The following is an 11,360-nucleotide window of genomic DNA, read 5'->3' on the forward strand; positions in this document are numbered from 1 at the left end:
CAAACAATCAAGGAAGGGAACGTGATGGGTGGATTTTGAACCTTTTTCTAAGCAGCCAAAACAATACTGCTAAGAAATATGTCATCCCTGAGCCAAAATCGATTTTGTCTACATCTAATCTTTGAAAAATTAAATTGATCTTTATTGTTACGCAGAAATTAACATAATTATATACAATTCTTGTACTTGATTAACTACTAAAACAAAAACAGGGTCGAAAACTTTTGTCTTCGACCCTGTTTATATACCTATTTGACTACAATGTTAATAATTTTATTTGGTACTACGATTACTTTAATGACGTCTTTGCCATCTAAGAATTTTTGTACTTTTTCATCACTCATTGCTATTTCTTTTACTTTTTCTTTGTCTGTATCCAAAGGTACTGTCAACTTATCACGCAGTTTTCCGTTTACTTGTACGATCAACTCAACTGTATCTGAAACTAATTTCTTTTCATCAAATGTTGGCCATTCTGCATAAGTAATTGAACCTTCGTGTCCAAATTTACTCCACAATTCTTCCATCATATGTGGTGCAATTGGAGCAAGCATCTTAACTAGTCCTTCTGCGTATTCTTTTGGCATTGTGTCGACTTTGTTTGCTTCATTTACGAAGACCATCATTTGTGAGATAGCTGTATTGAAATGCAATGAATCAAAGTCTTCTGACACCTTTTTGACTGTCTCGTTAAATACTTTATCTAATTTACCATCGTTTTTGTCAACTACATAATCATCTCTAACTGTGTTGTAATCGTCATTATTGATGAATAATCTCCAAACTCTATCCAAGAATTTGTGTGCTCCGGCTAGTCCATCTTCTGACCATGGAATTGAAGCATCCAAAGGTCCCATAAACATTTCATAAACTCTCAAGGTATCTGCACCATATGACTCAACAACGTCATCTGGGTTAACTACGTTACCCTTTGATTTAGACATCTTTTCATGATTATCACCCAAGATCATCCCTTGGTTGAATAATTTTTGGAATGGTTCTTTTGTAGGAACTACGCCCAAATCATATAAAACCTTGTGCCAGAATCTAGCGTACAACAAATGAAGTACGGCATGTTCTGCTCCACCAATATATAGATCAACTGGCAACCATTGTTTTAATAGATCATAGTCAGCAAGTTTCTCGTCATTATGTGGATCAACGTATCTCAAGTAATACCATGAACTACCAGCCCACTGTGGCATTGTATTTGTCTCACGACGGCCTTTACGTCCATTTTTGTCGACAACATTTACCCAGTCGGTCAAGTTAGCAAGTGGACTCTCACCTGTACCTGATGGAGCAATATCACTATCAGCGGGCAATTCCAAAGGCAATTCGTCTTCTGGAACCAAAGTTGTTTCGCCATCTTCCCAATGAATAACAGGAATTGGTTCACCCCAGTAACGTTGACGTGAGAATAACCAGTCACGAAGTTTATAATTAACGTGTTTTTCACCGAATCCTTTTTCTTCCAAGTATTCGATCATCTTGTCGATTGCTGTCTTTGTATCCATACCATTTAAGAAACCAGAATTGATATGTTTTCCATCACCTGTATAAACTTCTTTGGAAATATCTCCACCTTCGATAACTTGAACCATAGGCAAATCAAATTTCTTGGCAAAGTCGTAATCACGGCCATCATGTGCTGGAACAGCCATAACTGCACCTGTTCCGTATGTAGCGAGAACATAATCTGAGATCCAAATTTGAAGTTTTTCTCCACTAACTGGATTTACAGCATATGCACCAGTAAATGCACCTGTCTTATCATGGTTCAAATCAGTTCTGTCCAAATCTGACTTTCTTGAAGCTTGTTCTTTATATGCTTCAACTTGTTCTTTTTGGTCTACAGTAGTGATTTGATCAACCAATTTATGTTCTGGAGCTAAAACGATATATGAAACACCATAAATAGTATCTGCTCTAGTTGTAAAGACATCGATCTTATCGTCGTGTCCTTCCACTGGGAAACTGATCTGTGCACCAATTGAACGACCGATCCAGTTACGTTGCATTTCTTTGATACTTTCTGGCCAATCAATATCATCCAAATCGTCTAGTAATCTGTCTGCATAAGCAGTGATTTTCAACATCCATTGACGCATTGGTTTTCTTACGACCGGATAGCCACCACGTTCTGTCTTACCATCGATAACCTCTTCATTGGCAACAACTGTACCAAGATCAGGACTCCAGTTAACAGGAACTTCAGCTTCATAGGCCAAACCTTTTTTGTACATTTGTTCAAAGATCCATTGTGTCCACTTGTAGAATTTAGGATCTGTTGTTTGAACTTCACGATCCCAATCATATGAAAAACCAAGCGAATTGATCTGACGTTTGAAGTTATTGATATTTTTCTCAGTGAAGTCGGCTGGGTTATGACCAGTATCTAACGCATATTGTTCTGCAGGTAAACCAAATGCATCGAATCCCATTGGATGCAACACGTTGAATCCTTGCATACGTTTCATACGAGCAATAATATCAGTTGCTGTATAACCTTCTGGATGACCTACATGTAATCCTTGTCCTGATGGATAAGGAAACATATCTAGTGCATAAAAGTTTTTCTTATTTGGATCTGTACCAGTTTTGAAAGTTTGGTTATCCTTCCAATACTTTTGCCATTTCTTTTCAGTGACATTGTGATTATAAGCCATATATTCTCCTCCATAAAAAAAAGCCCTATGATTATAAAAATCATAGGACGAATTATCGCGTTACCACCTAAGTTCCGCACACTGTGCGACTCTCAATATCCGTAACATGGATAAAACGTAGTCACTTACTACTACTTCAGCAACTAGAACTTAGTGGACGAGTTCGAGATACATTATTACGCATTCACATTGACCATGCGCTTTCTGAAAATTAATGTAAATCTACTATTTCCTTTGAATTACATACTATACTAATAATTGTTGTCCGACAACCAATAAATCTGAATTAAGGTTATTTTTTCCTTTCAGCTGTTCAATTGAAGTTCCAGCTTGACTAGCAATACTGTCTAAAGTATCTCCAGCTTGAACACTGACGGTACTTGGATTACTTGCTGACTGTGTGCTAGAATTTGAACTTACATTTACAGCAGTAGCTCCACTCTTGTTTCCAACAGTATCATCACTGACAGAAACAGCTTTGGTACTATTTGCGTCAGAATCAGATGGGTCATATTCTTTCACACCATCAGTTTCATCTTGAACGATAACTGGTGCTTGTTGATTTCCATAAAGATCGCCAGCAGATTTATCTAACAATGTGCTTACATTACTTACTGGAACTGGTGAATTACCAATAACTTTATTGACTATCAAAGTTTTCCCAGGATATACATAGCTTGAAGTTTGTAAGCCGTTTAGATCCATTAATGTATCTAAAGTAATGTTGAATTTGTCAGCCACTGACTGCAAGGTATCGCCTTGGGCAAAAACATAACTTTCATCCCTTGATGAATCGTCTGATTGATCAAAACGAGTTAAATTATATTTTTCTATGATATTATTTAATTTATCCGCATAAGTGGTATCCGTGGCATATTTGCCAGTCAAATACTCTGTTGCATCTTTATACGAATCAGTATTACTCTTCCAGGTTCCGGCATACATCTGAGGATTACCTGAAACGCCACCTCTGATCAATGAAACATAATCTTCAAGTGACTCTTTATATGAAGGATACTTCTTAAAGTCAGAATTTATTGAGAACAGATTACCAGTCCCGTCATCTTCTTGTGTTGGCATATTTACAGCTGTGCCTTGATACGCACCCTTGATACCAAACAAGTTATAGTTAGGTGCACTAGCTAAACCACTAGTTCCCCAACCACTTTCGATCATTGCTTGAGCAATCATGACTGAAGCATAAATATCATTATTACCAGCAAGTTTACGGGCAGAATTGCCAATGTAATCAATAAAGTTCTGATCACCAACACCTCGGGGTGTAAACATCCCTGTACCAGTATCGGTAGTTGGATCGTTCACTGCATCAGTGTTAGATGAATTATTATTTGTAAAAGCATCAGCAAACACCTTGTGTGAAGCAATGACAGAACCTGTTTGTGCTACTACTCCACCAAAGAAAAGTCCTGCTCCCAAAACAGTGACGTTTTTCTTCAGGCTCTTGTTTGCACGTCTTTTACTATTTGCAGATCTTAATTTATTTTCTTCAACTTTGCGTTGACGACGTGAAATTGTCATAGATTTGAACTCCCTTAAATATACTCATGAAACTATTATATTTCTTAAAGAAAATTTAAACAATAAGAGAAGGAAAAAATAATGAAATTATCCAAAGTTTTATATTACTTAAACAGTTTACTGCTCGTAGTTTTTGTTATTTGGACTATATCAGTCGCTAACCATGCAACGTTTATAAGTCAATTCGACAATTATTGGATCAGTGCTATCTACCACCACTCCAACGCATCACTTTTTACCCTTACCACTTTTACAGAAATAGGTGGAACGGTCTCCACTATTATAATTACGATAGTTATGGTGATTCTACTCTGCTATTTTAAATATTATTATTCAGCAATGTTTCTAGCCTTTACCAAAATAGCAGTTGTTATCGTCAATACCATTATCAAATATTGGATCAGACGTCCACGTCCAAGTCATCACCATTATGTCTTAGAATCAGGATTCAGCTACCCTAGTGGACATTCAAGTTCAGCCTTAAGTTTATATGTACCATTATTGATTATTTCGATATATATCTTCAGAAAAATAAGTTTAAAAATACTCATCGGAATAGCAACATCATTGCTGTTCATTATCATCGGATATAGCCGAGTTTTCTTAGGAGTTCATTATCCTAGCGACATTATTGGTGGATACCTTCTCGCAGCCACAGTCGTTAGCATCATCTATACTTTATTTAGAAGTAAGGATCCGGTTATTTTTAATCTCAAAGGCATTAAGGACAAGAGCAACAACTAATAAGATTGCTGAAGCTACAAAAATATTATGCAATCCTGAAAATAGAATCTCCTTCATTTTTGGTAACAATTCTGGAGGCAACTGACTGGCGGTTTGAGGATCAATTAATTTGTTCATCATATCGACGGTTATTTTTTTGTTCTCAGCAGCTCCATTTGCCAAAGCTGTATTCAAAACAATACCGTAAACTGAGACCATCAATGATTGTCCAATTGTCCTCAACAAAGTATTGAAACTTGTCGCCACCCCAATGTTTTCTGAAGGAACAACTGTCTGGGCAGTTACTGTAGTAGTTGTGATAGTTAGACCAAATCCTAGTCCAGCAACAGCAGCTAGTGATAAGAAGTATACGAATGGTGTGCCCACTTGTGCAAATAATAAAGCTGCATTAGCGATAGCTAGGAATACTAAACTAATGTAAATAATTCTATTTGGCGCATACTTTTTGAGTAAACTACCCGCCCAGAATGAACCAAAGATCCATACTACGGAACTAGGTGTAACCGCAAATCCACCCATTGAAGGACTCAATCCTAAAATACCTTGCATCCAAGTTGGGATATAAGCCTCAAAACCGATCAAGAATCCACTGATCAATAAGGCAATAATGTTTTGTATAACGAATGTTTTATTCTTAAATAAATTGAGTGGCATGATTGGATCATCCACCCTTTTCTCAACATGAATAAAAATGAATAGCGCAATTATTGAAACTAAAGTTAATCCGATAGGAACCAATTGTGAACCAACACCGATGTATTGAAGTGCCAACATGATCGGCAACAAAACTAAAATTAATAAAGAAGTTCCAGCATAGTCAATTTTAACCTTGCCGATCTTCTTTTTATCTCCCTTAAAGAATACCCAAATTAGTCCAATCGTAATAATTCCAATTGGCAAATTGATCAAGAATACCCAGTGCCAACTCAATTTTTCAACAATGAATCCACCTAACAAAGGTGCTATAACTGCTGCAATTCCCCAGGATGAACCGTTAAGTCCAAGAACCTTGGCACGTTTATCCAATGGAAAAATATCCGCAATAATTGTAAAGGTTAGTGGTTGAATGGCACCTGATCCTAATCCTTGAACCACTCTGGCTAGAATCAAAGTCAGCATTGAATTTGACATACTGCACAAAACTGACCCAACAACAAAGAGCCCTAAACCAAACATAAAGACTGGTTTTCGACCAATCATATCAGAAAGCTTTCCATAAATTGGTGTCGACACAGCTGTCATTAATAAATAAATTGAAAAGACCCAGTTCATTAAACTAACGCCATGTAAACTACCAATAATCGTTGGCATCGCCGTCGATACAATGGTTCCCTCGATTGCTGTCATAAAAGTGGCGATGAAAATTGCCACTGTCACAATCATTAAATGTGATTGTGTTTGTCTCTTTTCCATAATTTCCCCCAAAAGAAAAGACGTTCTTTAAAGTTATAACTTTAAAGAAACGCCTCTGTTCTCATTGACTAATCCTTAACAGTTGATAAAAAGTTTTGAATTGCTTCAACTTTATCAAGATGTTCCCAAGGTAAATCAATATCTGTACGTCCAAAGTGGCCATAGGCCGCTGTTTGTTTATATATTGGTCTTTGTAGATCTAACATTTCGATGATACCCAATGGGCGTAAATCGAAATTATTATTGATACATTCTACAATTTGTTCTTCAGAATAATCACTAGTTCCAAAAGTATCAACATGTATTGAAACTGGACGTGCAACACCAATAGCATAAGCTATTTGAATCTCACACTTCTTAGCGATACCAGCAGCAACTAAGTTCTTGGCAATGTATCTTGCTGCGTAACTAGCTGAACGGTCAACTTTTGTAGCATCCTTACCAGAGAAGCAACCACCACCATGGCGAGCGAAACCACCATAAGTATCAACAATTACTTTTCTACCTGTAAGTCCGGAATCACCTTCAGGTCCTCCAATTACAAAACGACCAGTTGGATTGATCAAATACTTAGTATTTTCATCAATCATGTTGGCAGGTACGACTTCATCAATCACATATTTTTTAATATCTTTCTTGATTTGGTCTAATTGAGCTTCTTCTTTATGCTGTGTACTCAAAACAATTGTGTCGATACGAACTGGTTTATCATTTTCATCGTATTCAACAGTAACTTGTGACTTAGCATCAGGCATCAAGTAATCAATTGTTCCGTTCTTACGTACTTCAGCAGTTTTACGCATCAATTTGTGTGCTAAAGAAATTGGTAAAGGCATGAATTCCTTAGTTTCATCTGTGGCGAAGCCAAAGACGAAGCCTTGGTCTCCAGCACCGATTTGATCTAATGGATCGACGTCTTTTGCTGATTCACGTTTTTCAAGCGCATCATCCACACCCTGAGCAATATCAGGTGATTGTTCGTCCAATGCTACTAACACTGCACAACTACCACCATCAAAACCAGGATTTGAACCATCATAACCAATTTCTTTGATTGTGTTACGAACTACACTTTGGATATCAACGTATGCTGATGTTGAAATTTCACCAACAACGAGTACCAAACCTGTAGTAACGGTTGTCTCACAGGCAACACGAGCATCCTTGTCCTTTTCTAACATGGCATCTAAGATTGAATCACTGATTTGATCAGCAATTTTATCGGGATGTCCTTCAGAAACTGATTCGGATGTAAATAAATAATTCTTTGACATATAATTTTTCCACCTTTCGGTTACAGGGCCTCTCCTTTATGCAAGAAAAAAGGATCCCATCAGGAACCTTTTAATAGACTACCACAAAATACTTATATTTTCATGAAAAGATTAAATTGACGATTGACTTTTTCTACATTAATATTGTTTCGTACGCTAAAGGAGTCGCAAATGGATCAATCAAGAATAAGAAGTCTGATTTCCACAGTATTGGAATTAATAAGCTATCATATATTTCCGGCTATATTCATACTCTCCCATGGGTTACCTAACAACTCCATCAATTTTTACCTTGGTGGAATGGTGTTAATGGTAGCACTCTATAAAGAGTTTATTAGACCCCTAAATCCCAATTATTTTTTCAGTGGATTTTATACATTAATTTATATTTTATTATGTGTATTAGGATTCAAATCTATGAATTACAACATCATGATATTAGTATTTGCACAAATAGTTTTCTTATTTGTCACCAGATATTTTCCAGAAAGATATAATATCCTTAAAGTTGTTATCGATGGTTTCATCGTTCCGAGTTTCATCTCGATTGCAATCGTCTTCTATTACGCACATTTTATTTCAATAAACTTCGTGATTCCTTTACTACTGGTAAATATCACAGCAATGATGATAAGTTATTTTGAAGGAGATATATCTTCATACATTCAAATCATTATAATTGCCATTGCAACCACCCTATTGTTCTTCTTGGGTTACATCAATATTTACACGATGGTCGCTATCATTGCTTTCGCATTGATCATGGTCCTACTAAAGATATTCAACAAATTTGAAACAACAAATCTAATTTACAGATTTATCGGGAACTTGATCCTAATAATCTAAACAAAAAAAGAGTTGAATTTTCATTCAACTCTTTTTTAAATCATTTATTTGATGGAGGATACAGGGATCGAACCTGTGACCTCCTGCTTGTAAGGCAGATGCTCTCCCAGCTGAGCTAATCCTCCAAATAAAGTGACCCGTACGGGATTTGAACCCATGTTACCGCCGTGAAAGGGCGGTGTCTTAACCACTTGACCAACGGGTCATCTTGCTTTCTTTCGTAAGCACAAAAAGTATTATATATTAAGAGTACCAATGGTGACAAGTAATTTCTATCTTTTTTCAAAAAAAACTTATAAGGAGGATTATTTTGGGGGATAAAATCGAGGAAACTAACAAATTTTTTGAATCAAATTCAACTATAGATACAGCGAAGGAAATGTTGGGTCATGTACTGACATACAATTCAGATCAAGGAAAACTTTCAGGAGTGATTGTTGAAACAGAGGCATATCTCGGACCTGATGATCAGGCGGCTCACAGTTTTGGGGGTCGACACACAGACGCTAATGACGCACTCTATCAGCAAGGCGGAACGATTTATATTTATTCGATCCACAGTTGGCTAGACATGGACATCAGTATCCAGAAAAAAGGACTTCCCAACGGAGTTTTAATTCGTGGTGTCCAACCAATTGACGGAACAGAAATTATGGAAGAAAACCGAAAGAAAACTGGTTTCGATGCAACTAATGGACCTGCCAAATGGATTCGTGCCTTTGGAATCTACGATAAGGCGCTATCTGGAACTATGTTGAATGCTGGTGATTTTGAATTTGATCTAAAAAAATCCAGAACACCTAAGAATATATTGGAAACTCCACGAATCGGTGTTCCCAATAAAGGTGACTGGACTGATAAAAAAATGCGTTTTATTGTTGAGGGAAATCCATATGTTTCCAAAATGTATAAGAAAGATATGAATCTTGACGATTATGGATGGTTATAATTTATCGCTTCTTGCACGTAATGCATAAAGGATAGTGACTGTATCAACTACTTCTTGAAGCAATGCCCCAATAATCGTTGGTATCAGTCCAAATGCAGCAATGATCATTAAAATGGTACAAATTAATATACCAATTAAAACAGCTTGTTTGGCGACTTTCAAAGTATCATCGGAAATCTTTGCTACATCCCCTACTTTGCTTAAATCGTCTTTCAAAACAACTGCGTCTGCAGATTCACTTGCAGCATTTGCACCCTTGTATCCCATCGCGATACCAACATCAGCCAAAGCTAACGCTGGTGCATCATTAACACCATCCCCGACCATAATTGTGGGATGATATTCTTTAGGTAATTCTCTGATTATTTTAACTTTATCAGCAGGCAAGCTAGAAGGATATGCTTTAGTAATACCTACTTGAGAGGCGACCGCATCGGTCGTCTCTTTTTTGTCTCCGGTGATCATCAAAATATTATTAAATCCGTAAGTCTTTAATCTGGCAATAGTTGATTTTGCTTCGGGACGAATTTCATCCACCAAACTGAATACCCCGGCATATTTGTCATCAATTGACACATAGACAGCTGAGCCTGGTACTTTGTCGACATCTTCAGAAGTTACAAATTTACCGGTCCCAACTTTGACCTCATGTCCATTGATCGTACCAACAATACCTTCCGCCGTAAATTCTTTGACCTTATCTACATCGAGCATATTGATACCCTTATTTTCTGCGTAATCAATAATTGCTTGAGCCATAACGTGACTAGAATTTTGTTCCAATGAAGCAGCGTACTGATAGAAAATTTCGTCATCAAAGTTATTCACAATTCTGACATTATTTACAACCAATTTACCTCTAGTAATAGTACCTGTTTTATCAAATGCCATTGTTTTAGCAGAAGATATTTTTTCCAACGCTGTACCAGATTTGACGATGATACCGTTTCTACTGCTGCGACTCATCCCTGATACGAAGGCAATTGGTGCTGCTAGAATTAATGGACAAGGTGAAGCAACAACTAATACTTGCGCAATTCTAATCGGATCTTTCGAGATCCACCAAGCCAAACCTGCAATGATATATGCAGCAATCGTAAACGGAACCGCATATCTATCAGCCAATCTCACAAAATGAGCAGGATTCGTTTCTGACTCTTTGACCAATTTAACGATGGCTTGATATTCACTCTCAGAGGCTAATTTTTCAGCTCTCATCTTGAATGGCACTTCCCCATTGATTGAGCCAGACATGACATGTGAACCTGCTGTAATGTCAACAGGTATCGATTCTCCGGTCAAAGAAGACTCATCAACACTTGATTCACCTTCGTAAACGATTCCGTCGACTGGAACTTGCTCTTTCGGACGAATCAATAACTCGTCGCCGACTTTTACATCATCAATGTCAGTATCTTTAACATTCTCATTAACCAATACATGTGCTTTCGATGGTGAATTGTCCAATAATGATTTTAATTCACTCTTAGCTTTGTTAGCAGCATACTCTTCAAGCGAGTCACCACCTGTTAACATCAATAGCACGATCCAACCTGCCCAATACTCCCCGAGAGCAATTGTGGCAACAATTGCTGTAATGGCCAATAGATCGACGCCAAAGTTTCCTGAGCGTAAAACCTTGATCATGTCGATAAACATTATCAATGCCAAGATAGTTCCTAATATACTAATGATCCACTGTGCAGCAAGCGGTTGATGAAATACAAATTGTAGCAATGCGGCAATCAAACCAATTACTAAAGTTCCGTATAATTTGATTTTATTTGTATTCATAATCTATCACCCCTTTAAGTTAACAATATCACAAATCAAGTTTTACTATATATGTAAATAAACAGACTAACATTAATGAGGAATCATGATTCGACGGAATCGTGATTCCTCATTTTGCTTTTACTAGTAAGA

8 protein-coding genes, 2 tRNA genes, 1 riboswitch and 1 other annotated feature are annotated in these 11,360 nt (G+C 37.0%); of the genes, 3 read left to right on the plus strand and 7 right to left on the minus strand.

Features of this window, described 5'->3' with window-relative positions; genetic code table 11:
• Positions 1-248 precede the first annotated feature (248 nt).
• Both leuS and EKM63_RS02595 read right to left on the minus strand, forming a co-directional pair.
• A complete protein-coding gene (gene leuS / locus EKM63_RS02590) occupies positions 249-2,669 on the minus strand; it encodes a leucine--tRNA ligase (protein ID WP_125703418.1) in 2,421 nt (806 codons plus the stop codon).
• Between the two features lie 40 nt (positions 2,670-2,709).
• Positions 2,710-2,917: a binding site (T-box leader), on the minus strand.
• Positions 2,916-4,208, minus strand: a complete 1,293-nt coding sequence (locus tag EKM63_RS02595) for a glucosaminidase domain-containing protein (RefSeq protein ID WP_125703420.1) — start codon at positions 4,206-4,208, stop codon at positions 2,916-2,918. It overlaps the preceding feature by 2 nt.
• An 81-nt stretch (positions 4,209-4,289) precedes the next feature.
• Between EKM63_RS02595 and EKM63_RS02600 the strand changes: the two genes are divergently transcribed.
• Complete coding sequence (locus EKM63_RS02600) at positions 4,290-4,952, plus strand: phosphatase PAP2 family protein (RefSeq protein ID WP_125703422.1); 663 nt, start codon at positions 4,290-4,292, stop codon at positions 4,950-4,952.
• Here the strand turns inward: EKM63_RS02600 and EKM63_RS02605 are convergent.
• Together EKM63_RS02605 and metK are read right to left on the minus strand one after the other, a co-directional pair.
• Entirely contained in the window at positions 4,887-6,365 is a 1,479-nt protein-coding gene (locus EKM63_RS02605) for an MDR family MFS transporter (RefSeq protein WP_125703424.1), read from the minus strand. The genes EKM63_RS02600 and EKM63_RS02605 overlap by 66 nt on opposite strands.
• Positions 6,366-6,433: 68 nt before the next feature.
• The gene (gene metK, locus EKM63_RS02610) at positions 6,434-7,639 is read right to left on the minus strand and encodes a methionine adenosyltransferase (RefSeq protein ID WP_125703426.1); all 1,206 of its coding nucleotides are present in this window, start codon (positions 7,637-7,639) and stop codon (positions 6,434-6,436) included.
• Positions 7,637-7,718, minus strand: a riboswitch (SMK box riboswitch). Its footprint overlaps the gene before it by 3 nt.
• Positions 7,719-8,056: 338 nt before the next feature.
• On the opposite strand from metK, the gene EKM63_RS02615 reads away from it, so the two are divergent.
• A complete protein-coding gene (locus tag EKM63_RS02615) occupies positions 8,057-8,485 on the plus strand; it encodes a hypothetical protein (protein WP_125703428.1) in 429 nt (142 codons plus the stop codon).
• 52 nt (positions 8,486-8,537) lie between these two features.
• On the opposite strand, the gene EKM63_RS02620 is transcribed toward EKM63_RS02615, so the two are convergent.
• Both EKM63_RS02620 and EKM63_RS02625 read right to left on the minus strand, forming a co-directional pair.
• Positions 8,538-8,610, minus strand: a tRNA-Val gene (locus EKM63_RS02620).
• Between the two features lie 8 nt (positions 8,611-8,618).
• Positions 8,619-8,690: transfer RNA gene (locus EKM63_RS02625), tRNA-Glu, on the minus strand.
• A gap of 105 nt (positions 8,691-8,795) precedes the next feature.
• Here EKM63_RS02625 and EKM63_RS02630 point away from each other — a divergent pair.
• Positions 8,796-9,434: a DNA-3-methyladenine glycosylase gene (locus tag EKM63_RS02630; protein ID WP_125703430.1), complete on the plus strand. Its 639-nt coding sequence runs from the start codon at positions 8,796-8,798 to the stop codon at positions 9,432-9,434.
• Here the strand turns inward: EKM63_RS02630 and EKM63_RS02635 are convergent.
• Positions 9,429-11,228 carry a heavy metal translocating P-type ATPase gene (locus tag EKM63_RS02635; protein WP_125703432.1) on the minus strand — a complete coding sequence of 600 codons (1,800 nt, stop codon included), beginning with the start codon at positions 11,226-11,228 and terminating at the stop codon, positions 9,429-9,431. The two genes, EKM63_RS02630 and EKM63_RS02635, sit on opposite strands and share 6 nt — an antisense overlap.
• Positions 11,229-11,360: the final 132 nt, after the last annotated feature.

The sequence above is a fragment of the Companilactobacillus mishanensis genome, assembly GCF_003946505.1.
GTDB lineage: Bacteria > Bacillota > Bacilli > Lactobacillales > Lactobacillaceae > Companilactobacillus > Companilactobacillus mishanensis.

Coding starts and splice junctions, on each gene's coding strand:
- leuS (WP_125703418.1), bottom strand. CDS start 2,669: ATGGCTTATAATCACAATGTCACTGAAAAGAAATGGCAAAAGTATTGG.
- EKM63_RS02595 (WP_125703420.1), bottom strand. CDS start 4,208: ATGACAATTTCACGTCGTCAACGCAAAGTTGAAGAAAATAAATTAAGA.
- EKM63_RS02600 (WP_125703422.1), top strand. CDS start 4,290: ATGAAATTATCCAAAGTTTTATATTACTTAAACAGTTTACTGCTCGTA.
- EKM63_RS02605 (WP_125703424.1), bottom strand. CDS start 6,365: ATGGAAAAGAGACAAACACAATCACATTTAATGATTGTGACAGTGGCA.
- metK (WP_125703426.1), bottom strand. CDS start 7,639: ATGTCAAAGAATTATTTATTTACATCCGAATCAGTTTCTGAAGGACAT.
- EKM63_RS02615 (WP_125703428.1), top strand. CDS start 8,057: ATGAATTACAACATCATGATATTAGTATTTGCACAAATAGTTTTCTTA.
- EKM63_RS02635 (WP_125703432.1), bottom strand. CDS start 11,228: ATGAATACAAATAAAATCAAATTATACGGAACTTTAGTAATTGGTTTG.